Below are 24631 nucleotides of genomic sequence, written 5' to 3' on the forward strand. Positions count from 1 at the left end.
CTTTCAAAAGCCGAGCTTGATCAAGGTATGCGAGAAAAACTCACGTGTACCGAACGGTAGGAAGTTTCCAAACTTCCCACTAACTCCGTCACAATGCGTAACGGTGTCAAAAATCGGCCAGACCGCCCGTATCCTTGGACTTGCGCCACTCCTGCCGTTAATGATTAGGTCTGCTGCATGAGGGGCGTGCCAACGTATGCGACGGATGAAATTCAAGCCGGATCAGTCGTCTTTGAACGGAAACAGAACCCCATAGGGTTCTAAGGCCCGGAACAACCAGCACCAGCCGAACGGAAGACTCAGGAAGCAAACGCTTTCCGAGTCTTCTCCTGTGCCTTCGGTCGGTGCTCTTCCTCCGCGTTGGACCGTTCTACCCCCCGGGACGGACCTGCGAAGACACGAACGACGCCACTCGCCTCCAGGCGTCGTGAGTTCCTTTGTCGCTCAATGCAACACCGCAGAGAACGCATTTGTCCGTGAGAGCCTCACGCGCTCACAGGAAGTTCGAGAAGTCATTTTCGAATTCTGGCCCGAGTGTGACGTGTGAGCGTTCTCGAAACCGGATCAGTTGGAGCATCATTCGTGACGAGTTCTCTTTCCGATGTCCAGAGTCCATTTCCCGAGCCGACGACCGACGAGGCCATGTCCGGCCTCACCGCGGCCTTCGACCCGGGGCGTTTCCACGACGACGCCATGGACATCGTCAACCGCCTGACGGCCTACCTGGGTGACCGGTCGGTCCGAGGGCTCGACCTCATCGACCCGGCGGTGCTGCTGAAGGCCGCGCGGGGACTGATGACCCCCGAACGGCAGCACGTCGCCGACTTCGACCCCGACCGGGTGAACCAGATCGTCAACCTGTACGCCGAGACGGGGATCCCGGTCCACTCCCCCGGCTACATGGGACGGCAGTTCTCCGGGGTGGTACCGCTGGCCGGTCTCATCGACCTGGTCAGCTCGGTGGTCAACCAGCCCTCCTCCTTCTACGAGGCCGGGCAGCTCCCCAACGTCGCCGAACGGCTGATGGCCGACGAACTCAACCGGTTCATCGGCTGGGACCGCGACCGGTTCGCCATGGTGACGACCTCGGGAGGCTCGCTGGCCAACCTGACCGCGCTGCTGGCCGCCCGCAACCGTGCCTTCCCGCAGATCTGGACGCGTGGCGCCGGTGACACCCCGGGGCCCCCGGCCATCGCGATCAGCGAGGACGCCCACTACAGCGTGACCAGGGCGGCCGGGGTGCTCGGCATCGGGGAAAGGCAGATCATCAGGCTGCCCGCCGACCGGACCGGGCGGATCCGTCCCGACCTGGCCGAACCCGTGCTGGAGGAGGCGCGCGAGCGCGGCCTGCGGCCGTTCTGCCTGGTGGCCTCGGCGGGAACCACCTCGATGGGCGCCTTCGACCCGCTGGAGGAACTCGCGGACCTGGCGCGCCGCCACGAGCTGTGGCTCCACGTGGACGGGGCGCACGGGGCGAGCCTGCTGCTGTCGGACCGGCACCGGGACAAGCTGCGCGGCATCGAGCACGCCGACTCGCTGACCTGGGACGCCCACAAGATGCTGTTCATGCCGGCGCCGTGCACGCTGCTGTTCTACCGCGACAAGACGGCGGCACACGGCGCGTTCAAGCAGCGCGCCAGCTACGTCTTCGACGAGGAACCGGACATCTACAGCGCCTACGACAGCGCCGACAAGAACTTCGAATGCACGAAACGGCCGATGATCATGCCGCTGTGGACGGTCTGGTCGGTCTACGGCCAGGCGCTGTTCGCACAGAAGATCGACCGGCTGTGCGAGATGACCCGGCAGGCACACCGGATGATCTCCGCCGAACCCGACTTCGCCGTGGCGCACGAACCGGAGTCCAACATCCTGTGCTTCCGGTACCTGCCGGACGGCATGGACCCGGCGGCCGCGCACCGGCTGCAACTGGAGATCCGCAACCGGATCCGGGGCGGCGGACGCTTCTTCATCTCCAAGGTCGACATCCACGGGGTGGCGGCACTGCGGGTGGTCGTGATGAACCACCTGATCGAAGCCGACCACCTGGCCATGCTCATCGCCGAGATCAGGGACATCGGGCAACAGGTGCTGCGCGAGAGCGCCACGGCCCGGCACGACCAGCGGAACGGGAGTCACTCATGACAATCACAGATCTGGACATCGCCGCCTCCGCGCGGCTGGCGACGCAGCTGATCCCCGAGGAGGAGCTGCGGCCCCGCTCGGTCGACGACGTCACCCGGCTGACGTCGTTCGCGGACAGGCTCGACGAGTGCGCGCGGCTCACCGGCGTGCCGTACTCCGAGACCCCGCTCGACCTGCAGAACGCGCTGGTCTTCCGCCGTCTGCAGCAGCTCGTCGGGATCTCCCTGCTCAACCCGCTGTGGCGCGAGCGGCTGCACTACTTCGGCATCCGCGACGTCCCCGCCGACATGTCCGAGTGGGAGCGGATCCCGCTGTCGGACAAGATCGTGCAGCGGGACATGTTCATGGGCCCGAGGGCCGGGATGGTCGTCCCGCTCGACCGGGGCGGATTCGAGGTCGTGGCCAGCGGCGGCACCGGTGACGGCACGCCCCTGGAGATCGTCTACTCCCTGCGGGAGCTGCGCGACACCTACCGCATCTCCGGGGCGTTCATGGGCGCCTACCAGCTCAACCGCTACCTGCGCGGTCCCGCGCCGCGCTGGCTGTTCACCACCCTGGCCGACTACCAGATGTGGAGCAGCGGGACCATGGTCGGCGGCGTCCTGGCGAACGTCCCGGGGGTCAACTACATCGGCGCGGGGCCGGTGAGCGCGCCGGTGCTGGAGCACATGTTCTCCTACCCGGGCCACAAGGCGCTGATGGGCATCACCGCGGGCATCGCGATCCTGCCCGAGCTGGGCGCGAACCTGTCCCCGCAGGCCAGGGCCGACTTCAGGGTCGCCATGTACGGCAGCGGCTCCCTGCCGCAGCGCAAGCGCGACGAGCTGCAGGCGTTCTTCCCCAACGTGTCGATCCTCAGCTACTTCGCCGCGACCCAGGCCGAGTGCGTGGGCCTCCAGCTCGACCACACCTCGCCCGCGCTGTCGGCCGTACCCGGCCTGCACCTGGTCGAGATCGTGGACGAGTACGGCCGCGCCGTCGCCGAGGGCGAGGAGGGCGAGCTGGTCGTCACCCGGCTGCACGCCGACGAGACGCCGCTGCTGCGCCTCAAGCTCGGCGACCGGATGATCCGCCGCCCCGCCCTCGACGGCCCCGGGCTGCGCACCGAGCGGTTCGAGTTCGCCGGACGCACCGCCGACGTGCTGCACCTCAACGACAGCCAGTACTCGGCGACGATGGCGTACGCGGCCCTGCGCACGCGGCTGCGCTCCGTGACCGGCATCGACCTGGACCTGATCGCGCACGAGGTCCAGTTCCACAACCACCGTGAGGACCGCACCCTCACCCTGCTGGCCGCGGTGGACGACGTCGAGGGCACGACCGCGACCGTCGAGCGGGCCCTGGGCCAGAGCGGGACGCGGCGGCTGTTCGTCCAGGCGTTGCCCGCCTCCCTGTCGCTCTTCAACGACCGGGAGGCCAACGCGGCCTCCATCGAGCAGATCGGCTACGGATTCCAACTGGAGTTCGTCGCGCCCTCGTCGCCGAGGATCGAGCGGACCACCGTCGGCAAGACGCCCCTGGTCAGAGACCGGGGCTGAGCGCCTGACCGTCCAGGCGCCCGAATGACACCCGACACGGGAGGACAGATGAAAGAGAAGGTCAACATCATTGTGATGGTCGACGCCGTCGGGGCGTTGTCCGACCGGACCCTGCACAACGGCAATCTCTCGCTGATCGACGACAGCACGGCCGGGAGCCGCCACCAGGGGACCCCCGACCTCGTCACGGCGGTGGTTCCCGGGCAGGTCGTCCACTGGACGCCCATCCACGTGGACGTGCAGACCCCGGTCGAGATCCAGTCCATCGAGTTCCTGTCCGGCGCCGCCGTACCGCCCCCCGCGGAGACGGCACCCGAACCGGCCTCTGACTGGACGGCCGACGAGGCCGCCCCCGGCGGGACGGCCGGGGAGCCCGCGGCGTCGTACCCGGTCGCCTCGTACCCGGTGGAGGTGCCCGTCCCCGCCGTGGACGCCACGGCCTCCAACGGATTCAAGAACGGCGACCTGCTGGTGTGGGAGGGCGTCGTGCCCTACGACATGGTGCCCGGCGTTCCCTACCGGTACCGGCTCTCCCTCAAGCTCCACGAAGGACCCAACAGCGTGCTGTACGTCGACTCGCCCGCGCTGCTGCGCGTGTGAATCCTGTTCCGCGAAAGGCGGTCTCATGGCCCAGCAACACGGCATCATCGTGCTCTTCGATGTCGAGAACGCGCTCAGGACGCGCTCGCTCGACGGGAACACGTACTGGTTCGACAACATGAAGTTCCTCGGCTCGACGGGGGTGGGAACCGAGCACCTGGAGACGATCGTGCCCGGCACCTACTTCCTCGACGGGTCGCAGGCCACCGAGCAGGTGCTGAACTGGCTGCCCGCGGCCCTGGGGTCCATCCCCCCGACGGTGCCGCGCAACTACCTGGCCGAGCAGGGGCGCGCCGAGGAGCGGCGCACCCTTGACGAACTGGCCGCCCTCAACACCGAGGGCGGCGTGAACGAGGCCGACGTCAAGCGGCTGCAGGAGCAGGTCGGCACGTACGCCGAGGACCCGGGCGGGCGCGGGTTCACCGCGGCCAAGGTGCTGGACGTCACCGGCAAGGCCACCAGCAGCTCCGACGCCTACAACTACCCCGCCCCGGTGATCACCGACATCACCGGTCAGGCCGTCGCCGAGAAGATCATCTACCCGGCCCAGTACGGCTCGCCCGACATGGTCTACGACGGCTGGTACTGGGCCGCGACCGTGGACACAAGCAGGCCCGGGGTCTACCCGTACACCCTGCACGTCCAGCTACACGAGCTGGTCAAGCGCAACGGCGAGCTGGTCTGGGAGTCCGTCGACCTGACCTGCGAGTCGAGCCTGAAGATCATCACGGATCCGAAGCGCAACGGGTTCACCGGCGCCGGGCTGGGTGTTCTTCCCCTCCCACCCGTCCCCGCCCCCGCCGGCTGATCCGGCCGGAACGTCTTCGAAACGGAGGAGCCGCATGCCCCCGAGAGCCAGACAGCCCCAGCGCCGGCCCGCCCGGCCCGTGACGATCACCGCGGTGGTCGATCCCGTGGCCGCGCTCGCGTCGGAGAACCTGGACGACAACCTCTACCTCTACGACACCAACAGGGCCGCCGGGTCCACCGGTTTCGGCACCCCCGGGCTGCGCAGCCTGGTCCGCAAGGGCGACACCCTGCTGTGGAACGTGCTCCCGCTGGAGTGTGAGACCTACGTGTCCCTCACCGGCATCGAGATCGACCCGCAGATCGCCGAGCCCGTGCGGAAGGTCTACCCCGGAACCGACATCGCGTTCTGGACCGCCGAGGTCAAGCAGGACATCACCGAACCGGTCCCCTACCGGCTCTCGTTCCTGCTCGGCACCGTCAGCACGCCGTTCACCCCCACCGCCAGGCCCACCCTGGCCGGTCCCGCCCCAGAGGGAAGGTAGGCCGATGACCCAGGAATACGCGGCCACGGACTTCGCCGAGCGCGGCCAGCTCAACTCCGTCCAGCTCAACGTGGTGACCCTCGTCGACATGGAGAAGGCCGCCGCGACGAAGTCCCTGGACGGCTGTCTCTACATGATGGACAACAGCGTCGGCGGTGTCGGCCAGGGCGGTGACCACCTGGAGACCATCTGCAAGCAGGGCCAGGTGATCAACTGGATCATCCGTCCGATCGACATGCACCGCCGTGCCGACGGCACCTGGCCCCCGATGCCGAAGATCAACAACCTGGTCTTCCTCGACGTCGAGAAGGGTGACGAGGACGACGTCGCCGAGCGCCGGATCATGACCGAGCTGAAGGTCTACGGCGGTCCCGACCGGATGCGTGACGAGTACACCGCCGTCTACTACTACTGGGCGGGCGCGGTGCTGAGCGACGCCAAGCCGGGCGTCTACCGCTACCGGTTCGTCCTGGAGCTGGAGAAGGAGCACGGCACCGACAAGCTGTACCTGAACTCGGTCCGCTACCCCGCCCTGCGGGTCCTGCCGGTCTGACGATCACCCTCCGTGCCGGTCACGGCCGGCACGGAGGGGTTTACGGGTGCCACGTGGCGTCGTGGTTCGGCGGCGCCACGCGAGGAACTACCACGTACCGTGATAGTTCGCCGGTGAACGCGAGAACACCACGACGTCCGCCCCCGGCCCGGTCAGGCGCTGCCAGCCGAGCCGTTCGTAGAACCTGATCGCGTCGGCCGCCTGCGGAGAGGTCAGCAGCCAGCAGGGGTCGGCACCACCACACAGGAGGTCGAGGACGCTCGCCCCGAGGCCCCGCCCTCGCGCGTGGGGGCTCACCGCCAGTTCGTCCACCTCCAGCGCGCCGACCAGCCGTGTCTCCACGGCCTCACCCAGTTCGGCGCGGACGAGGTCGTAGGCGCGGCCCGTGGGGAACGGGCTCGGGGTGTGCCAGGCCGTACCGAAACCGACGGGGTCGCCGTTGTCGTCGGCCAGCACCGCCGTGAAGCCCGGGCGGCGCGCGTCCGTCGTCAGGCGTTCGGCGAAGGCGTCGGCGGCGTGCTCGTCCTCGTGCCACGGCGGGCCGCCGAACGCGGCCCGGTAGATCTTCACCAGGTCCGGGACGCGGGCCAGGATCTCCTGACCGGTGAGACGTTCGAGGTTCACACGGGCTCCCATCAGCCTGCCCTGACTGGCTGACGGATGGTATCGCGCAGGCGGGCGACGGGCACGAGCGTGAGCAGCCCGGCCACGCCCAAAGCGCCGAAGGCGAGGGTGAAGTCCCCGGTGGCGTCGCGCAGCGCGCCCACCAGCTGCAGGCGCTCTCACGCGCCGGAATCGTCCACTCCACCATGGGCCAGTCCGGTGGCTACCTCCTCACCAGGCCCGCCGGGGAGATCAGCGCCCTGGAGGTGGTGCGGGCCGTCGACGGGGACGAGCCCGCGGCCAGGTCTCCATCGCTGACCTGGCCGCCGGCATCGACGCCGACAGCGACGGCACCGCCATGACGGCCGTGCGCCGCTGGCTGGCCACCACCGGAGACTAGGGCGTGAGCAGGTCGGAGACGGGACGGCGGGGAGTGGGCGGGGACGGGGTGCCGTAGCCGAGGCGGATGATCATCTGCAGGTGTCTGGTCCTTCCCGCCCTGTCCTGTCCCCGCATGTCCCGCAGGTCCAGCGGCTGGTTGAGGAACGAGGCCGACACCCCGTGCAGGGCCGCGGTCAGCAGGACCCGCTGCAACGCCTGCCCGGCCCTCAGCCAGCCGTACGGCCCGTCGGTCCGGGTGCCGAGCAGCGCGAGCCGGGGGCGTTCCTCCCAGCGGGCGGCCCCTCCGCTGGAGACCTCCGAACCCCTGAAGTCGCGGGCGAGGGTCCGGCCTCCGGTGGGGCCGAAGGCCTCGAAGGGGATGCCGTCCTGGCGCGGTGTGGCCGTCGTCCAGCGGTCGAGCTCCGCGCGGTAGTCCGACCCGGCCCGCAGGCGCCGTTCCGACGTGCCGACCCACCACAGCAGCGGGTCGTCCTCCACGGGCTCCAGGATCGACAGGTCCGCGCCCTCCCAGCGTGCCGCCCTGACCAGTTCCTCCAGGATCGGGTGCGGGACGAGGCATCCGGAGAACGGCCTGCGGTTGGTGCGCCGTACGGCGATCGCCTCGTACAGCGCGCGCTCGGCGGGCGAGGGCGGGACGGACGGGACGGGCCGCACGACGGCCAGCGGCGCGACGGGCTCCTCCGAGTGGGGCAGCAGCCAGGTGACCGGGTCGTATCCGGCGACGCGCAGGGCGAGGCGCAGGTTCAGCAGGGCGGCGCCACAGCTGATGTGCAGGGAACGGCCCCGGGGGTCGGCCACCGTCAGACGCCGTTCCAGGTCCGGATACAGCACGACAAGGCCGTCGTCCCCGATGCCGAACCGCCAGGGCTGGGTGTTGTGCACCGACGGCGCGGCGCCCGCGGCGGTGAGGAGCGACCGCGTCCCCGGCCGTTCGTCGAGCACGCCGATCATGAATTTCCCCCTGTTCGAAGCCGGTCAGAACCGGACGAGCATGGACCGCATATGGACGATCTCGGCGGTCCTGGCCTTGGTGATCGAGGCGGCCAGTGCCTTGGCCCGTGGCGAGAGCCCGTCCCGCTGCTCGATCCCGGCCAGGGCGATCTCATCGCTGTGGTGGCGGATCATCAGATTGAGGAACATCCGGTCGAAGTCCGCGTCGGACGCCCTGCTCAGCGCCTCCAGGTCGGCGGGGTCCATCACGTACGGTCCCCGGTCGGCGCCGGGCCCGACGTCGTCGGCCCCTCGGCAGTTCTTGTCTCCGTTTCCCGGGCTCATGCACGGGTCGGGGGCCGGGACCTGGTCTCCCCACTCCTTCAGCCAGGCGGTCAGCCGGGCGATCTCGGCGGTCTGGGTCCGCTCGATCCGTTCGGCCGTCGCCCTGACCTCGGGGTTCCTCGCGCGTTTCCTGGCCATCTCGGCCATGATCAACGTCTGTCTGTGGTGCTGGATCATCCGCTGGGCGAAGATCACGTCCTGGGCGTTGTGTTCCCCGTTCGGAACGTCGGTGACCACGACGGCGGGCGCGCCCGCCGGTGGCCCCGCGGTGAGGGCGAGACCGGGGGCGCAGGCCGTCAGGACGGCTCCCGCGCCCAGGGAGGCGGCCGTGAGGGCCGCCCGAGTTCTTCGTGTACCCATGGCATCCCCCTGCAAGGGTTCGCTCGCGACCAGGGAGGCAATTAGTCTATTTTGTCCGATTTTCCCTTCTGTGCTCCAGCCCACGCCACGCCGAGGTCACCTCCCCGGGAAGGGCGTCACGACCACCGGGCAGGCGGCGTGGTGCAGCAGCGAGTGGCTCACCGAGCCCAGCAGCAGCGCCGTCAGGTCGCCGCGTCCGCGTGATCCGACCACCAGCAGGTCGGCCTCCGTCGAGGCCTCCCGCAGCACCTCCACCGGATGTCCGTACTCCAGCCGCTCGGTGACCTTGACGTCCGGGTGGCGCTCGCCCCAGCCCGCCAGGGCCTCGGCCAGCGCGCGCCGCTCCTGCTGGGCCGTCTCCTCGGCGTCGGCGAGCGCGAACGGCCCGCAGCCGACGATGGGCCGGTTCCAGGCGTGTACGGCGTGCAGCTCGGCGCCCCTGATCTCGGCCTCGGCGAAGGCGAAGGCGACGGCGTCCACCCCTGCCGGGGAGCCGTCGACGCCGACGACCACCCGCCCGCGCGGCTCGGCGGGCCTGCGCCGTACGACGGCGACGGGGCAGGGCGCGTGCCCGGCGACCCCCAGCGCGACCGACCCCAGCAGCATGCCCTCGAACCCGCCCAGGCCGTGACTGCCGACGACCAGCAGCTCCGCGTGGGCCGCGGCCTCGATCAGGGCCTGCCTGGGGTCGCCGCCGGGCAGCAGCTCGGAGACCACCTCGACGTCGCCACCCTCCTCGCGGATCCGGTCGAGCGCGCCGTCCAGCGTCGTCTCGGCGCCCTCGCGCATCCACCGGCCGATCTCGGCGTGCGGGGTGTCCCTGGTCATCTCCAGCGGCCAGGCGGGCATGACGTGCACGACCCTCAGGCCGGTACGGCGAAGCCCGGCCTCCCGTACGGCCCAGCTCACGGCCTCAAGCGAGGACCGGGACCCGTCGACTCCCACCAGGATCATGTTTCGCTTCCTCTCGTGTCCGTTGACGGGACTTCAGGCGCGGACGACCGCGACCGGGCAGTGGGCGTGGTGCAGGACTCCCCTGCTGACCGACCCCAGCAGCGCCGAGGCGACGGCCCCCCTGCCGTGCGAGCCGACGACGACCAGGTCCGCCACGGCGGAGGCGTCCACGAGGGCGTCCACGGGGTGGGCGCTCTGGACATCCTCAAGCACGGTGACCTCGGGGAACTTCTCCTGCCAGGCGCCAACCCTGTCCCTGACGACCCGGAACTGGGCGCGGCGGATCTCGTCCATGTCGTAGACGATCTCCGGCGCGAAGGCGTGCACCGGCAGTTGCCAGGCGTGTACGGCGCGCAGCGTGCCGCCGCGCAGCGCGGCCTGCTCGAAGGCGTAGGCCAGCGCGGGCTCGCAGTGCGGGTCGTCGTCGACGCCGACGACGACCTCGCGGCGCGTCTGCCCGCTTTCGGGGCGCACGACGACCACCGGGCCGTGGGCGTGCACCGCCACCCGGGTGCTCACCGACCCCAGCAGTGCCCCGGTGAAACCGCCGAGTCCCCTGCTGCCGAGCACGACCTCAACCGCGGTCGCGGCCCGCTCGCTCAGGGTTCTGACGGGTTCCCCCTCGATCAGCTCGGTGCCCACCTCGATCGAGGGCTGACGCGACCGCGCCACCCGCTCGGCCTCGTCGAGGACCTTCCTGCCGTTCAGGACGAGGGGCCCCGGCCACTCGGGGGCGGAGAAGCGGGGAATGTCGTAGGGGCCGCGCTCCACGACGTGCACGATCCGCAGCGGCGCGTGCCTGCGGAGGGCGTCGTCTGCGGCCCACTCGACCGCGACGTTCGCCCCCGCCGAGCCGTCGACCGCGACGACGACGTCACGGGTACCCGAGGCTGGGAAGTCTGTCATCTCGCCCTCCTCGCGTGCGGATCCTTCCTCACCTCCAAGTCTCGCGGGCGGGGACGGGGGTCCCCAGAGGCGGCGGACCCGTCCGTTCCGGGACTTTGGACCCGGCCTGGACATGACACGACGAACGTCCCGGCGGGGTCGGGACCCTCAGCCCTGCCGGACCGTGGGGTGCCGGCCGTACCGTGCGGGAAGGGGGAGGCCATGGGAGCGGCGAAGGGTGCGGCGGTGGACCTTGGGCGGATCTCCGCGGTGGTTCTCGACACCGACGGGGTCATCACCGACACGGCCAGGGTGCACGCCGCCGCGTGGAAACAGGTGTTCGACCCCTTCCTGAGCGAGCGCCGGGAGGAACCGTTCGACATCGGCAGGGACTACCCGAGGCACGTGGACGGCAAGTCCCGGGAGGACGGCGTCGCGGACTTCCTGCGCTCACGCGGCATCCCCGCCGATCCGGAGACGGTCGCCGCGCTGGCCGCCCGCAAAGACGCGTGCTTCCTGGCCGAGATCGACGCGCACGGGGTGACGCCCTTCGCCTCGACCGTCGCGTTCGTCGGTGAGCTGCGGCGCCGGGGCGTGCGCGTCGCCGCCGTCTCGGCGAGCCGCAACTGCGCGCGGGTGCTGCGCGCGGCGGGGGTCGGCGGCCTGTTCGACGTCCGGGTCGACGGCGTCGAGGCCGCCAGGCTCGGCCTGCCGGGCAAACCCGACCCCGCGCTGTTCCTGCGCGCCGCCGAACTGCTCGGGGCCGCGCCGGAGCGGACGGCGGTCGTCGAGGACTCCCTCGCGGGCGTCCTGGCGGGCAGGCGGGGCGGGTTCGGCCTCGTCGTCGGCCTCGACCGCAACGACCTGCGGGAGGAACTGCGCGCGGCGGGGGCCGACGTCGTCGTCGGCGACCTGGCGGAACTACGACTCGACGGGAGAGACGGTGGATCCCTGGCTGCTGGTCTATGACGGCTGCGACCTGGCCCAGGAGGGGCTGCGGGAGGCGCTGACGACGCTCGGCAACGGCTGTTTCGCCACCCGGGGCGCCGCCCCCGAGGCACGCGCCGACGGGGTTCACTACCCCGGGACCTACGTGGCCGGGTGCTACGACCGGCTCGTCTCACGGGTCGCGGGCCGTACGGTGGACAACGAGGACCTGGTGAACGCGCCCAACTGGCTGCCGCTGACCTTCCGCGCCCGCACCGGGGACTGGTTCGCCCCCGATACCGCTGAGATCCTCACCGCCCGCCGTACGCTCGACATGCGTCAGGGGACGCTGACCCGCCTGCTGCGGGTGCGCGACCGGCTGGGGCACGTCACCCGGGTCGAGCAGCGGCGGCTGGTCTCGATGGACGAGCCGCACCTTGCGGCGCTGCGCACGACGCTCGTCGCGGAGAACTGGAGCGGGACGCTCCGGGTGCGCTCCGCCCTGGACGGCGACGTCGTCAACGCGGGGGTGGCCCGCTACCGGGGGCTGGCCGGGCGGCACCTGGTGCCGGTCCGCTCCCACGCGACGGGCGGGGTGACCGGGCTGCTGGCCCGCACCGCCTCCTCCCGCGTGGAGATCGCCCTGGCCGCCCGCACCACCCTGGCGGGGCCGCACAGCAGCGAGTTCCGGGCCGGGCGGGGGTGGGCGCGTCACGATCTGGGCGTGGACGTGGCCGAGGGCCGGGAGGTCACGGTCGACAAGATCGTGGCCCTGTACACCTCGCGGGACCGGGCCATCGCCTCGTGCGAGGAGGCCGCCAGGACGGCCGTCACCCGGGCGGACTCCTTCGAGGAGCTGCTGGGGCGGCACACGCGGGCCTGGGCGCGGCTGTGGGAGCGGGCGCACGTGACGGCCGAGGACTCCGACGTCCAGCAGGTCCTCAACCTCTACGTCTTCCACCTGCTGCAGACCGTCTCCCCGCACGTGGCCGGGCTCGACGCCGGGCTGCCCGCCCGTGGCCTGCACGGCGAGGCCTACCGGGGGCACGTGTTCTGGGACGAGGTGTTCGCCTTCCCGTTCCTGGCGCCGCGTTTCCCAGAGATCACCGAGGCGCTGCTGCGCTACCGGTGGCGGCGGCTGCCCGAGGCGCGCTGGGCCGCCCGCCAGGCCGGGTACGCGGGCGCCATGTTCCCCTGGCAGAGCGCCTCCGACGGCCGGGAGGAGACCCAGACCCTGCACCTGAACCCCCGATCCGGGCGCTGGCTGCCCGACAACTCCCACCTGCAGCGCCATGTCGGCCTTGCGGTGGCCTGCAACGTCTGGCGGCACCACGAGGCCACCGGGGACGGCGCGTTCCTGGCCGGTCCCGGGGGTGAGCTGCTGGTGGAGATCGCCCGCTTCTTCGCTTCGCTGGCCGTACGGGAGGGCGACAGGTACGCGATTCGCGGCGTGATGGGGCCGGACGAGTATCACGACGGTTACCCGGGCCGCGCCGAGCCGGGGCTGGACAACAACGCCTACACCAACGTCATGACCGCCTGGCTGATGCGCCGGGTCCTCGAACTGGACCCCGCGGACCTGGGTGAGGAGGAGAGGCGCCGCTTCTCGGACCTGGCGCGCCGGATGCGGGTGGACTTCCACGACGGGGTGATCAGCCAGTTCGAGGGCTACGGCGACCTTCTGGAACTGGACTGGGACGCCTATAGAGCCAAATATGGCGATATACGGCGACTTGATCGCATCCTGGAGGCCGAGGGCGACACCCCGAACCGGTACAAGGCGTCCAAGCAGGCCGACGTGCTGATGCTGTTCCACCTGCTGGGCGCCGACGGGCTCGCCGAGATCCTCACCGGCCTGGGATACGCCTGGGACCGGGCCGCGGCGACCCGCACCGTGGACTACTACCTGGCCCGCACCTGCCACGGCTCCACGCTGAGCGCGATCGTGCACGCCGGGGTCCTGGCAAGGCTGCGGCCCGGCGCCTCCCAGCCGTTCCTGATCGAGGCGCTCAACAGTGACGTGCGCGACCTGCAGGGCGGCACGACGGCCGAGGGCGTCCACCTGGGCGCCATGGCCGGGGTCGCCGTCCTGTTCGAAGGCGCACACCCCCGAAACGCCGTCAGGGCAGCGGACCGGTGTGGCTGAACCTGGCCGCCCTGCGCTGCACCCGGTGCCGATGCCCGCGACGCCGTACGGCACGGCCTCCCGCCTCGGGGAAGGCGTAGAAGGCCTTCTTGGCCAGCTCGACCAGCACCAGGTAGGCGACCGTCATCGCGGCCAGGGCCAGGAAGAAGGCGGGCGGCGGCGCGGTGAAACCCAGCGCGGGCGCCAGCGGTGAGAACGGCAGCGCGACCCCGATCGCGACCACGCCCAGGGCCGAGGCCAGCAGCGGCAGGCTGGGACGGCTGCGCAGGAAGGGGACCCGCCGGGTGCGGATCACGAAGATGATCAGCGTCTGGGTGGCGAGGGACTCCACGAACCAGCCCGAACGGAACAGTTCGGGACCGGCGTGGAAGACGCCGAGCATCACCGCGAAGGTGAGGAAGTCGAACAGGGAGCTGATCGGCCCGAAGAACAGCATGAACCTGCGGATGAACGCGATGTCCCAGTGCGAGGGGGCGCGTAGCTGCTCGGGATCGACCCGGTCGGTGGGGATGCTGAGCTGCCCGGCGTCGTAGAGCAGGTTGTTGAGCAGGATCTGGCCGGGCAGCATCGGCAGGAAGCTCAGCACCGCCGAGGCCGCCGCCGCGCTGAACATGTTGCCGAAGTTGCTGGATGTGCCCATCAGCACGTACTTGATGGTGTTGGCGAAGATGCGCCGCCCCTCGGCGACCCCGTCGGCCAGCACGCCGAGGTCTTTCTCCAGCAGGACGACGTCGGCGGCGTCCTTGGCCACGTCGGTCGCGGTGTCCACCGAGACGCCCACGTCGGCGGCGTGCAGCGCCAGCGCGTCGTTGACCCCGTCGCCGAGGAACCCGACGGCCCTGCCGCGCCCGCGCAGCAGCCGGACGATCCTGGCCTTCTGCTCCGGCGAGACGCGGGCGAAGATCGTCGCCTTCTCCGCGGCCTCGGTGAGCGCCTCGTCGTCGAGGGCGGCGACCTGTTCACCGGTCAGGGTGCCCCCGGAGGTCAGGCCGAGGTCGGCGCAGACCTTCTCGGCGACCACGGGGTTGTCGCCGGTGGCGATCTTCACGGTGATGCCCAGCTCGGCCAGCCGCCGCAGCGACCGCGCGGCGGCCTGTTTGGGCCGGTCGAGGAAGACCAGGAACCCCTCAAGCGTCAGGTCGCGCTCGTCGGCGGGCCCCGGCTCCGTCAGGTTCGCGCCGACCCGTCGGGTGGCGACGGCAACGACCCTGCCGCCCTCGGCGAACCGGGCCCGCAGGGTCTCGGCGGCCCCCTGCGGCGGGGCCGGGCAGCGGTCGAGGACGGCCTCCGGGGCGCCCTTGGTGACCAGCAGCCCGTCCCCGTCGGGGGTGCGGACGACCGCGGTGGTCATCCTGCGCTCGTGGTCGAACGGCAGCAGCCCGAGCCGCGTGTACTCCCCTGCCTGCTCCGCCCGCGGACCGGCGGCCCGCCACAGGGCGGCGTCCATCGGGTTGCCCCCGGCCCCCTCGGGCGTCTCCGTGGCCAGCAGCCCGAGCAGCAGCACCCGGTCACTGTCGTCCCCGGCAGGGCCGAGGGCGGTCAGGAAGTCGATCCTGCCCTCGGTGAGGGTGCCGGTCTTGTCGGTGACCAGGATGTCCATGTCGCCCAGGTCCTCGATGCAGACCAGACGTTTGACCAGCACCTTGAGCCCGGCCAGCCTGCGCGAGCCCGCCGCGAGGCTGGTGCTCACCACCGCGGGCAGCAGTTGCGGGGTGATCCCCACGGCGATGGCCAGGGAGAACAGCAGCGACTCGATCAGCGGGCGGCGCAGCAGCAGGTTCGTCACCAGGATCAGCGAGGTCAGCGCGATCGCGACCTGGAGCAGCAGCACCGAGAAGCGGCGCAGCCCCGCCTGGAAGTCGGTCTCCGGCTGCCGTTCGCCAAGCCCGAGCGCGATGCGGCCGAACTCCGCCCGCCCCCCGGTGGCGACCACGACCCCGCCGCCCCGGCCCGCCCGCACGACCGTGCCCATCAGCGCGCAGCACTCCAGCCCGGCGAGAGCCGTACCGGACGGGACCGGGCCGGTTGACTTGCCCACCGGGAGGGACTCGCCGGTCAGCACGCTCTCGTCGCACTCGAGGTCGTTGACGTCCAGCAGCCTCAGGTCAGCGGGGACGACCCCGCCGAGGGCGAGCCGTACGACGTCGCCGGGGACCAGCGCGGTGACGTCCACCTCGGCGGGCAGGCCGTCACGCAGCACGACGGCGGTGTGGCGGACCTGGGAGTGCAATGCCTGGGCCGCGCGCTCGGCCCGGTACTCGTTGACGAAGCCCAGCCCGACGCTGGCCACCAGGATCACCCCGATGATGACGGCGTCGGCGGCGTCCCCGAGGAAGAACGCGGCAAGCGCGGTCACCGCGAGCAGGATCAGCACGGCGTTGCGCAGTTGCCTGCCCAGCACCCGCAGCGCGCGGGCGTGGTGGGCGCGCACCGCGTTCGGCCCGTGGAGGGCCAGCCGCCGTACGGCCTCGCCGCCGGACAGGCCCTCCCGCGTCACCCCCAGCCGGTCCAGCACCTCGGGGACGGACAGCGCCGCCGCCTCACCGGCTGTCAGGCCCCCCTCCCCCGCCGTCGTCACCGGCGCGACCGGCCGCCCGCCGTCACTCGTCCGCATACCCGCCAGCAGATCATCGGCTCCCCCCACGGGTCCCCGGCCAAAAGCCACCACCAACCAGGACTTTCGACCCCCACCCATCCCGTACGGCGGGCGGCAGGGACGGGTGTCCCACGGGCGAGGGCACTTCGGCTCTATGGCGTGGGGTGGTGATGGCCGAGGCTTCCGGTATGAGGCGAACCGTTCCCGACGAGTGCGACGTTCTGCTGCGCGAGGGCGGTATCGCCCACCTGAGGCCGCTGCGCCCCGGCGACGACCGGGCCCTGCACGCCCTGGTCGACAGGTCGTCGGAGCGCTCGGCCTACCTGCGGTTCTTCACCGGCGGCAGGGCCGGAGCCCACGCCTACGTGGACCACGTCACCCGGCCGGACCATCCGGGCCGCGTCCTGGTGGCCGTGGTCAACGGACGTCTGGCGGGCATCGCCGAGTACATCCCCGGGCAGGACGGCGAGGCCGAGATCGCGATCCTGATCGACGACTCCGAGCAGCACCATGGCCTGGGAACCCTGCTGGTGGAGCACCTGGCGGTCCAGGCGGCCGAGGAGGGCGTGCGGGAGCTGGTCGCCGAGGTGCTGGCGGAGAACCGGCCCATGCTGCGGGTGCTCGACGACCTCGGGCTGGCCACCAGGCGGGCCTTCGACGGCGGGACCGTGGAGATCCGGATGGACCCCCGCCCGACCCCGGCGCTGCTCGAACGGATCGAGTCCCGCGCCAGGCAGGCGACCTCCGCCTGTCTGAGCCGGTTGTTCCGTCCCGGGGCGGTCGCGGTGGTTGGCGCGGGACGCGCCCCCTCGGGGGTCGGCCATCACATCCTGCGCAACCTCGTGGAGGCCGGTTTCCCCGGCCCCGTCTACCCGGTCAACCCCAACGCGGAGACGATCCTCGGGTTGCGGGCCTACCCGAACGTGCGGGACGTGCCGGGGCCGGTCGATCTGGCCGTCGTCGCCGTCCCGGCGCAGGCCGTACCGGACGTGGCGCGTGACTGCGCGCGGCACGGGGTGCGCTGCCTCGTCGTCGTCAGCGCGGGCTTCGCCGAGGCGGGCCGGGCCGAGCAGGAGGCGGAGCTGCTGCGGATCTGCCGCGAGTCCGGCATGCGTCTGGTCGGCCCCAACTGTCTCGGCGTCGCCGACACCGGCTCCCGCCTCAACGCCAGTTTCCTGCCCCACCCGCCCGCCGCCGGCCATCTGGCGCTGATGTCGCAGTCGGGGGCGGTCGCGGTCGCCCTGATCGACCGGGCCAACGAGCTGGGGGTCGGCCTGTCCGGGTTCGCCTCGGTCGGCAACAAGGCCGACGTCAGCGGCAACGACCTGCTGGAGTACTGGGAGGACGACCCGGCCACCGACGTGATCGCCCTGTATCTGGAGTCGTTCGGCAACCCCCGCAGGTTCGGCCGGATCGCGCGGCGGGTGAGCAGGCGCAAGCCGATCATCGCGATCAAGAGCGGCAGGGGCGGCTCCGGGGAGCGGGCGGTCCGCTCCCACACCGCGGCCGCCGCGACCCCGGACGTCGCCGTCGAGGAGTTGCTGAGGGCGTCGGGGGTGATCCGGGTGGACAGCGTGCAGGACATGCTCGACACCGCGCGCCTGCTGGCGGCCCAGCCGCTGCCGGGCGGCGGGCGGGTGGCCGTCGTCGGCAATTCGGGCGGCCCTCAGGCGTTGGCCGCCGACGCCTGTGAGCGGGACGGCCTGCTCGTCCCCGAGCTGTCGCCGGTCACCAGGGGGCGGCTGCGGTCCCGGCTGCCCGCCGCGGCGGCCGTGGCCAACCCGGTCGATCTCACCGCAGGCGGCAGCGCGCGTGACCTGGTGTTCGCCGTCGAGACCGTGCTTGCCGACCCGGGCATCGACGCTGTCCTGGTGGTCTACACGCCGCCGTTCGGTTCCGGTCTGGCCAGGACCCGGCAGGCCGTCGCCGCCGCGACCGCGACGACGACGAAGACCGTGGTGGCCTGTGTCAGCGGCCATGACGGCCTGCTGGACGGGCGGGTGCCGTGCTACGCCTCCCCCGAGCAGGCCGTGCGGGCGCTGGGTCACGCGGTCCGCCACGCCGCCTGGCGGCGCGCGCCCCAGGCTCCGCCCGCCGTACCGCCGATGGCCGAGGTCGCGGCGGCGCGGGCCCTGGTCGAGCAGGAGCTGGCCCGTCGTCCCGGGGGCGGCTGGCTCGACCACGCGAGCGCCACCCGTCTGCTCGGCTGCTACGGCGTGCGCGTCCTGGGCGCCCTCGCCGTTGACGGCCCCGAGGCGGCAGCGGCGGCGGCCGGGGAGATCGGGCCGCCGGTCGCGCTGAAGGCCACCGGCCCCGGCCTGGTGCACAAGAGCGACGTGGGCGGGGTCCGCCTCGGCCTGGCCACGCCGCGGGAGGTCCGCCGCGCCTACCTGGAGATGGCCGGGATGGTCGGCCCGGCGATGACGGGGGCGCTCGTCCAGCCGATGGCGGAACCGGGCGTTGAGATGATCGTCGGTGGGGTCGCGCACGAGTCGTTCGGTCCGCTGCTCATGGTCGGCATGGGCGGGGTGGCCGCCGAACTGATGGCCGACCACTCCTTCCGGGTGCCGCCGCTGGGCGAGGACGACCCCGCAGCGATGCTCGCCGAGCTGCGGTGCGCCCCGCTGCTTTCCGGCTACCGGGGGCGTCCTGCGGTCGACGTCGCCGAACTGCGCGGGCAGATCGCCGGGGTCGGGCAACTGCTCGACGACCTTCCCCAGGTGGCCGAGCTGGACCTGAACCCGGTGATGGCCACCGCCTCGGGTGCGGTCGCGCTCGACGTGCGGGTACGGCTCGCCCCCGCCGCCGGGCCGCCCTCCCCCTTCCGCAGGAGGCTGCGCTGATTCAGGGGCGGACCACGGCGACCGGGCAGCGGGCGTGGTGGAGCACGTCCCTGCTGACCGACCCCAGCACCATCGAGCCGACCGCGCCGAGCCCCCGGGAGCCGACGACCAGCAGGGCCGCCCTGCCGGAGACGTCGGTGAGGGCCGAGACCGGATGGCCGTAGGTCACCTCCTCGACGACCTCGACCCCGGGGTACAGGTCCCGCCACGGGGCCAGCCGTTCGGCGACCACCCGTTGCTGCTCGTGCTGTATCCCGGTGACGTCGTGGACGCTCTCCGGCATGACGGTGTGCAGCGGCACGTGCCAGGCGCACACGGCCCGCAGGACGACGCCGCGCAGCCGGGCCTGCTCGAAGGCGAAGCCCAGCGCGGCCTCCCCGTCCGGGGAGCCGTCGACGCCGACCACGATCTCCTCGCCGGGGCCGTCCTGCCCCGCCTTGACGACCACGACGGCGCCGCGGACGTGCCCGGCCAGGCGCAGGACCGCGGAACCGAGCAGCGCCTCGGCGAAACCGCCCGTCCCCCGGCTGCCGATGACGATCTCCGACGTCGAGGAGGCCCGTTCACGCAGGATCTCCGAGGGCGTCCCCCCGGTCAGTTCGGTGCTCACGTCGATGCCCGGCCTGCGTTCGGTCGCGGCCTTGGCCGCCTCGGCGAGGATCCGGTCACCGGCCTCGGCCATGGCGTCCTGCCAGCCGGGCGGAGGGAAGGCCGATATGCCGTACGGCCAGCGTTCGACGACGTGCACGATCAACAGGGGCACCGTCCTGCGGGCCGCGTCGTCGGCGGCCCATCTCACCGCGGCCGTCGCGGAGGGCGAGCCGTCGGTGGCGGTGACGACAGGTTCGGACATAGGTTCGGGCATGGTCTTCCCCCTCTCCCCCTTCCATCGGACCGTGCCAGGACTACCCTCCCCAGAGGCCATCGTCCCAACCCGTCAGGGACGTTCGTCTTCCCTGGTCCGTGGCCGTTCCCTGACCCTGGCCATGCGGATCCTGCGCCAGGCGGTGGTCCAGTTGACCAGGTCGTCCTCCTCGCCGCCGCAGCCGTGGACGAAGGCCGTGACGACCTTGAGCGAGGGCATGCGGGCGGGCCGGTTGACGTCGAGCGCCTCGCACAGGGTGCTGGCCCCCACGGCCCTGCCCGCGTTGATGGCGATCTCCCGGTAGGAGGGTTCACCGGCCCAGACGTGGAAGTCGCGCATCAGGGCGAGAAGCTCCTCCTTGGTCTCGGCCCTCAGCGGGTCGGGTTTGAGGTCGTAGCCGATCACGTCCTGGCGCAGGTGGTGCGGTTGAGGGGGCGGGGCCGTACCGGACGGCTCAGGGGGTGCCTCCGCGGGGTCGTGCCGCCCGCGAAGCTGGAGTTCCTTCAGCCGTTCCCAGGAGTAGCGCACGTCGAAGCGGAGGAAGGAGACGGTCTCGCAGGCGTCCAGGACGCTTTCGAGCGTCTCCTTGCGGGGGACCAGGCGTCCGCGCACCATGGCCTCCAGGCTGGAGGCGCGGATGTGCGCCTGGTTGGCGACCTGGCTCAGCGGCAGGCCGCTGGCCTGTACCGCCCGTCCGAGCAGGTCCGCCAGCAGGGTCCGTTCCATGGCCAGGCTGTCCTCGGCGGTGATCCGCGGGACGTCCGGGGAGGGGGCGGTCACCGGGTCCTCGCGCGCCGTGCCGGGGCGCCGGTGAGCTGGAGGACGGCGCCGGTCATCGTGGCGACGGCCAGGGTGACCTGTTCCGCGGGCATGCCGAGCAGGTGGGCCACGATCACGAAGATCAGCAGGATGAGGAGGAGGACAAGCCGCCACACGGAGGGGTCAATGGTGCGGGGAATGCGGAAGCAGGGCGGCGCGGACATGCGCGGCACCACCTTTCACGGGCTCTTGTGCCTGACCGGGCGGAGAAACCGCGTGGCCCCAAGGGTTGCAGCCCTTTTCGTACGGCCTCGCGTGCGAATCATGATGCCCTATGGTGTGGCCGTGACCTGCCCGTTCCGCGTTTTGGACAAAATCAACAAAAGCCTCTTTTGTTGATTTTTCCGTCATTTTATGGGTCGGAATGGTCCGTGGTTGTTTGGCTTTCGTCGGAGATGTTCGGCGCCGTCCGGTCCTGTTCGGAGATGTTCGGCCGCCCGGGAGCATCCTTCGGGTGCTAGCACAATCGTGCTTGGCTCCCGCCTGACCGGGCTGAGCCCCGGGGGTTCGCCGTTGCAGCGGCGACCCCCGCCCTTCAGCGTCACAGGTGCGCCGAGGAGGCGCTCATCACGTCGTCGCGGTCGTAGGCGAGGTCGGCCTCGACCTCGACGACGCCCTCGATCCTGCGGCCCGCCTCGACCAGCGCGGCGATCTGTGAGCGCCGGGCCAGGCGTCCCTCGACGCGGATCACCGAGCCCTCGACCGTGATCGTCAGCCCCCCGGTGTTGAGCCCCAGGTCGGCGACGGCGTCGGCCATCTCGGTCAGGATGTCGGCGGCCGGTCTGGTGAAGACCTTCAGCAGGTCGGCCTGGTGCACGGTCCCGGCGATCTTGCCGCTGGCGACGTCGATCACCGGGAGCTGCTTGATCCGGTTGGCGTGCATCAGGCGGGCGGCCTCCCGCACCGAGGTCTGGCGGGTGACGGTCACCGCGGGCCTGCTCATGAGCTGCCCGGCGGTCGTCCCCCCTGGTTTGCCGCCCTGGGCGCCGATCTCCTTCAGCAGCAGGTCGGCCTCGGAGACCACCCCCACGGGGCGGCCCTCGGCGTCGATCACCGCGACGGCCCCCACCTTGAAGCGGCGCATCGTCGCCACCAACTCGGCGAACGTCGCCTCCGGGCGGACCGCGATGGCCACCAGCCCCATGACGTCCTTCACCCGCACCGTCATGATCCCTCTCCCCTCCCTGCCGTGCTGGACTCCCGGGTACGCGACCGCTCCGGCTTCAGGACCGGGACGACCGCGACGGGGCTCGCGCCGTGCCGCAGAACCGCCTTGGTGACCCCGCCGAGCCTGCCGTCCCCGCGTGCCCCGCCGACCACGACCAGGCTCGCCCGCCGGGACAGGTCGATCAGCGCGTCCCGCGCGGCGACGGTGACGAACGTCGTCTCGACCCGCACCGCCGGATACCTGTCGCGCCAGGGCCGCAGCCGAACCCGCAGGTCCTCCTCGACCATCCGGGTGGTGATCTCCATGTCCGTCACCGGGGGCATCGCGGGCCCCCACGCCGCCACCCGGATGTGCCCGGCGTGCGCCGCGACGAGCGTCAGCCCCCGCGCGGCGGCCTCGTCGAAGGCGAAGTCGAGCACGGCGTCGGAGGTGTCGTCGGTGATGCCCAGCACCACGGCGCCACGGTGCAGCGGCACCGGCAGCGGGCCCGGCCCGCGTACGACGACCACCGGGCAGCGCGCGTTGGCCGTGACGTATCCGGCGACCGACCCGACCACGGTCCTGGCCAGCGTGCCCATGCCGCGTGAGCCGACCACGACCAGCCGCGCCCCGGCCGAGAGCTCGACCAGCCGTTCCGCGGCGGCCCCCTCGTACAGGTCGGCGGCGATCTCGGTGATCGAGCTGCAGGACCGGGCGCAGTCGGCGCCGTGGTAGAGCACGTGCTCGGCCGCCTTGCGCAGGTGCGCCCTGGCCTCCTCGTCCGCCTCGCCGTACGGCCAGCGCCAGGCGTGTGTCACCGTCAGCGGTGCTTTTCTCAGCTCGGCCTCGTCCATGGCCCACTCCAGGGCCTGCATGGAGAAGTCGGAGCCGTCGTAGCCGACGACGACGTCACGGTTTCCGACCATCGTGGTCACCTCCCCCTCCATCGTCGGCGCGGCGCCACCGGGGACGGCAGGGCGGAAAGTCCCACCGCGCCGGGACCTTCCGCCCGCTTTCTCCCCGGCCACCCGCCCGGGACGTTCGCCCCTACCCGCCGGGCCGGGACGGCGGAGAGCATCGTGGGAGGGACACGCGCGGGCGTGACACGGACGGATCACGGACGGATCAAGGTGATGACCATGACAGAGCCCGTCATCGTCGGCGTCGACGGTTCCGACGCCTCTCTGGAGGCGACCGCCTGGGCGGCGCGGGAGGCCGCGCTGCGGGGGGCGCCGCTGCGGCTGGTGCACGTGACCCTGCGCTGGGCCTACGACGTGCCGCTCGTCCCGCAGCCCGCCCACTGGGGGCCCGCCGCGCAGGCCGCCTGCCGCCAGTTGCTCGCGCGGGCCACCGAATGTGCCCGCGCCGAGGCCCCTTCGACCGAGGTCACCACCGAGGTCCTCGACGGCGCCGCCGCGGAGGCGATCACCGTCGCCGCGCGGGGCGCGCAGTTGGTCGTGGTCGGCAGTCGGGGACGCGGCGGGTTCGCCGGGCTGCTGCTCGGCTCGGTCAGCCGCGACCTCGCCGCCCGCTGCCCCCGCCCCCTGGTGGTCGTACGGCCCCGCCAGGGCGGCGGCGGGGAGGTCGTCGTGGGCGCGACCGGGGAGGCGGGCCAGGAGGACGTCCTGCGTTTCGCCTTCGAGGAGGCGCTGCTGCGCCGCCTGCCGCTGCGGGCCGTGCACGCCTGGACCCACCCGGTAGCCGGTTTCCCCGGCGACATGCAGCCGCTGGTCTACGACGTCGCGGGCATCGGCCGTGAGGAGGAGCGCCTGCTGGCCGAGGCGCTGGCGGGCTGGCGGGAGGAGTTCCCCGACGTCCCCCTCACCGAGCAGGTCGTGCACGGCCACCCGGCCCGGGTGCTGGCCGACGCCTCGGCCTCGGCGGAGCTGGTCGTCGTCGGCGCCCCGGGGCGGGCGGCGTTCCTCGGCTCGACCGTCCACTCCCTGCTCGGCCACGCCCACGGCCCGGTGGCCGTCGTCCCCCGGGCCTGACCTTCTACGTGGCCTTCAGCTCGTAGGCGATGTCGCGGGCCCAGGTCTCCACCCGTCCGGGGTCGCGGAAGTCACCGGCCGCCGTCCTGGCCATGGTCGCGGCGGGGAAACCCCGGGCGTCGGGGCGCAGGCAGCCGCCGAAGACCACGCTCTCCCTGGCGCCGATCCTGCGCCTTGCCCGTTCGGCGCCCGCGGGCGGCGTCACCTCCCGGTCGATCCGCTGCAGCGGCCCGCTGCTGAACAGCCACACGGGCCGCTCGGCCAGCTGCCGGGCGCAGCGCCTGACCAGCGCGCGTGCGTGACGGTGCCAGCGGCCGAAGTAGACCGCGCCGCCCAGCACCACCGCGTCGTAGGCGCCGACGTCCCTGACCTCCGCCGCGGACCTGATCTCCACCTCGACGCCCTGACCGGTCAGGGCACGGCCGACCCATTCGGCGATCTCCCTGGTCGAGCCGCGCGTCGAGCCGTAGGCCACCAGCACCTTCGTCATCGTGGGCCTCCCTTCCCATCACCAGCTCACCAGCGCGCCCGCACCGGCGCAGGTGCCCTTGGACCCCGGCCGCACCGACCTTGGTCCCCTTGCCCGCACGGTCGCCGGGGGCCGGGACCTTCGTCCCCCACGGCACGGCCGTTGGCCACTGACCCTCCGCCCGCCCCGGCCGCCACGCTGGAGGGGAACGGAAGCCAGCG

24 protein-coding genes are annotated in these 24631 nt (G+C 72.0%); 11 read left to right on the forward strand and 13 right to left on the reverse strand.

The window, feature by feature from the left end:
* The first annotated feature begins 582 nt into the window (after window positions 1-582).
* From FHS44_RS33960 to FHS44_RS33985, 6 genes are read left to right on the forward strand one after another with little or no spacing between them, the layout of a single operon-like run.
* Window positions 583-2145: a pyridoxal phosphate-dependent decarboxylase family protein gene (locus FHS44_RS33960; RefSeq protein WP_184722604.1), complete on the forward strand. Its 1563-nt coding sequence runs from the start codon at window positions 583-585 to the stop codon at window positions 2143-2145.
* Window positions 2142-3683 (forward strand): phenylacetate--CoA ligase family protein, encoded by a 1542-nt coding sequence (locus FHS44_RS33965; protein ID WP_184722607.1) that lies wholly within the window; start codon window positions 2142-2144, stop codon window positions 3681-3683. The genes FHS44_RS33960 and FHS44_RS33965 overlap by 4 nt, the downstream gene beginning before the upstream one ends.
* Window positions 3684-3731: 48 nt before the next feature.
* The gene (locus FHS44_RS33970) at window positions 3732-4283 is read left to right on the forward strand and encodes a DUF8788 domain-containing protein (protein WP_184722610.1); all 552 of its coding nucleotides are present in this window, start codon (window positions 3732-3734) and stop codon (window positions 4281-4283) included.
* A gap of 25 nt (window positions 4284-4308) precedes the next feature.
* A complete protein-coding gene (locus FHS44_RS33975; protein WP_184722613.1) occupies window positions 4309-5091 on the forward strand; it encodes a hypothetical protein in 783 nt (260 codons plus the stop codon).
* Window positions 5092-5125: 34 nt separating this feature from the next.
* Window positions 5126-5575: a DUF8788 domain-containing protein gene (locus FHS44_RS33980; RefSeq protein ID WP_184722616.1), complete on the forward strand. Its 450-nt coding sequence runs from the start codon at window positions 5126-5128 to the stop codon at window positions 5573-5575.
* 4 nt (window positions 5576-5579) lie between these two features.
* Window positions 5580-6128 carry a DUF8788 domain-containing protein gene (locus FHS44_RS33985; RefSeq protein ID WP_184722620.1) on the forward strand — a complete coding sequence of 183 codons (549 nt, stop codon included), beginning with the start codon at window positions 5580-5582 and terminating at the stop codon, window positions 6126-6128.
* 87 nt (window positions 6129-6215) lie between these two features.
* Here the strand turns inward: FHS44_RS33985 and FHS44_RS33990 are convergent, their stop codons facing one another.
* Both FHS44_RS33990 and FHS44_RS42065 read right to left on the reverse strand, forming a co-directional pair.
* Window positions 6216-6752 (reverse strand): GNAT family N-acetyltransferase, encoded by a 537-nt coding sequence (locus FHS44_RS33990; RefSeq protein ID WP_221461640.1) that lies wholly within the window; start codon window positions 6750-6752, stop codon window positions 6216-6218.
* 11 nt (window positions 6753-6763) lie between these two features.
* Window positions 6764-6895: a hypothetical protein gene (locus FHS44_RS42065; RefSeq protein WP_281401667.1), complete on the reverse strand. Its 132-nt coding sequence runs from the start codon at window positions 6893-6895 to the stop codon at window positions 6764-6766.
* Between the two features lie 3 nt (window positions 6896-6898).
* On the opposite strand from FHS44_RS42065, the gene FHS44_RS40430 reads away from it, so the two are divergent.
* On the forward strand, window positions 6899-7093 hold the full coding sequence (locus FHS44_RS40430) for an RrF2 family transcriptional regulator (RefSeq protein ID WP_281401671.1): 195 nt from the start codon (window positions 6899-6901) through the stop codon (window positions 7091-7093).
* Window positions 7094-7127: 34 nt separating this feature from the next.
* Here FHS44_RS40430 and FHS44_RS34000 read toward each other — a convergent pair whose 3' ends face one another.
* From FHS44_RS34000 to FHS44_RS34015, 4 genes are all read right to left on the reverse strand, one after another.
* Window positions 7128-8084: an Acg family FMN-binding oxidoreductase gene (locus FHS44_RS34000; protein ID WP_184722626.1), complete on the reverse strand. Its 957-nt coding sequence runs from the start codon at window positions 8082-8084 to the stop codon at window positions 7128-7130.
* A gap of 24 nt (window positions 8085-8108) precedes the next feature.
* Entirely contained in the window at window positions 8109-8768 is a 660-nt protein-coding gene (locus FHS44_RS34005; protein WP_184722629.1) for a DUF305 domain-containing protein, read from the reverse strand.
* Between the two features lie 96 nt (window positions 8769-8864).
* Entirely contained in the window at window positions 8865-9722 is an 858-nt protein-coding gene (locus FHS44_RS34010) for a universal stress protein (RefSeq protein ID WP_184722632.1), read from the reverse strand.
* A gap of 33 nt (window positions 9723-9755) precedes the next feature.
* The gene (locus FHS44_RS34015) at window positions 9756-10628 is read right to left on the reverse strand and encodes a universal stress protein (protein WP_184722634.1); all 873 of its coding nucleotides are present in this window, start codon (window positions 10626-10628) and stop codon (window positions 9756-9758) included.
* A 201-nt stretch (window positions 10629-10829) separates the two neighbouring features.
* Here FHS44_RS34015 and FHS44_RS34020 point away from each other — a divergent pair, with 201 nt between their 5' ends.
* Complete coding sequence (locus FHS44_RS34020) at window positions 10830-11576, forward strand: HAD family hydrolase (protein WP_184722636.1); 747 nt, start codon at window positions 10830-10832, stop codon at window positions 11574-11576.
* Window positions 11551-13680 (forward strand): glycoside hydrolase family 65 protein, encoded by a 2130-nt coding sequence (locus tag FHS44_RS34025; RefSeq protein WP_184722639.1) that lies wholly within the window; start codon window positions 11551-11553, stop codon window positions 13678-13680. Before FHS44_RS34020 ends, FHS44_RS34025 begins: the two co-directional genes overlap by 26 nt.
* Here FHS44_RS34025 and mgtA read toward each other — a convergent pair.
* The gene (gene mgtA, locus FHS44_RS34030) at window positions 13655-16294 is read right to left on the reverse strand and encodes a magnesium-translocating P-type ATPase (protein WP_184722641.1); all 2640 of its coding nucleotides are present in this window, start codon (window positions 16292-16294) and stop codon (window positions 13655-13657) included. The genes FHS44_RS34025 and mgtA overlap by 26 nt on opposite strands.
* Before the next feature lie 170 nt (window positions 16295-16464).
* Here mgtA and FHS44_RS34035 point away from each other — a divergent pair, with 170 nt between their 5' ends.
* Window positions 16465-19119, forward strand: coding sequence for a bifunctional acetate--CoA ligase family protein/GNAT family N-acetyltransferase (locus tag FHS44_RS34035; RefSeq protein WP_184722645.1), 2655 nt, complete (start codon window positions 16465-16467; stop codon window positions 19117-19119).
* Window position 19120: 1 nt separating this feature from the next.
* Here the strand turns inward: FHS44_RS34035 and FHS44_RS34040 are convergent, their stop codons facing one another.
* The 5 genes from FHS44_RS34040 to FHS44_RS34060 form a co-directional block, all read right to left on the reverse strand.
* Complete coding sequence (locus FHS44_RS34040) at window positions 19121-19972, reverse strand: universal stress protein (RefSeq protein ID WP_184722648.1); 852 nt, start codon at window positions 19970-19972, stop codon at window positions 19121-19123.
* A gap of 84 nt (window positions 19973-20056) precedes the next feature.
* Window positions 20057-20764, reverse strand: a complete 708-nt coding sequence (locus FHS44_RS34045; RefSeq protein WP_184722651.1) for a helix-turn-helix domain-containing protein — start codon at window positions 20762-20764, stop codon at window positions 20057-20059.
* Window positions 20761-20967 carry a hypothetical protein gene (locus tag FHS44_RS34050; RefSeq protein WP_184722654.1) on the reverse strand — a complete coding sequence of 69 codons (207 nt, stop codon included), beginning with the start codon at window positions 20965-20967 and terminating at the stop codon, window positions 20761-20763. The genes FHS44_RS34045 and FHS44_RS34050 overlap by 4 nt, the downstream gene beginning before the upstream one ends.
* Window positions 20968-21344: 377 nt before the next feature.
* Window positions 21345-21971: a CBS domain-containing protein gene (locus tag FHS44_RS34055; protein WP_184722670.1), complete on the reverse strand. Its 627-nt coding sequence runs from the start codon at window positions 21969-21971 to the stop codon at window positions 21345-21347.
* Window positions 21968-22876, reverse strand: coding sequence for a universal stress protein (locus tag FHS44_RS34060; RefSeq protein ID WP_184723266.1), 909 nt, complete (start codon window positions 22874-22876; stop codon window positions 21968-21970). The genes FHS44_RS34055 and FHS44_RS34060 overlap by 4 nt, the downstream gene beginning before the upstream one ends.
* 213 nt (window positions 22877-23089) lie before the next feature.
* On the opposite strand from FHS44_RS34060, the gene FHS44_RS34065 reads away from it, so the two are divergent.
* Complete coding sequence (locus tag FHS44_RS34065; protein ID WP_184722673.1) at window positions 23090-23941, forward strand: universal stress protein; 852 nt, start codon at window positions 23090-23092, stop codon at window positions 23939-23941.
* A 4-nt stretch (window positions 23942-23945) separates the two neighbouring features.
* Here the strand turns inward: FHS44_RS34065 and FHS44_RS34070 are convergent, their stop codons facing one another.
* On the reverse strand, window positions 23946-24431 hold the full coding sequence (locus tag FHS44_RS34070) for a flavodoxin domain-containing protein (RefSeq protein ID WP_184722676.1): 486 nt from the start codon (window positions 24429-24431) through the stop codon (window positions 23946-23948).
* Window positions 24432-24631: the final 200 nt, after the last annotated feature.

The organism is Streptosporangium saharense, assembly GCF_014203715.1.
Taxonomy (GTDB): Bacteria; Actinomycetota; Actinomycetes; order Streptosporangiales; family Streptosporangiaceae; genus Streptosporangium; species Streptosporangium saharense.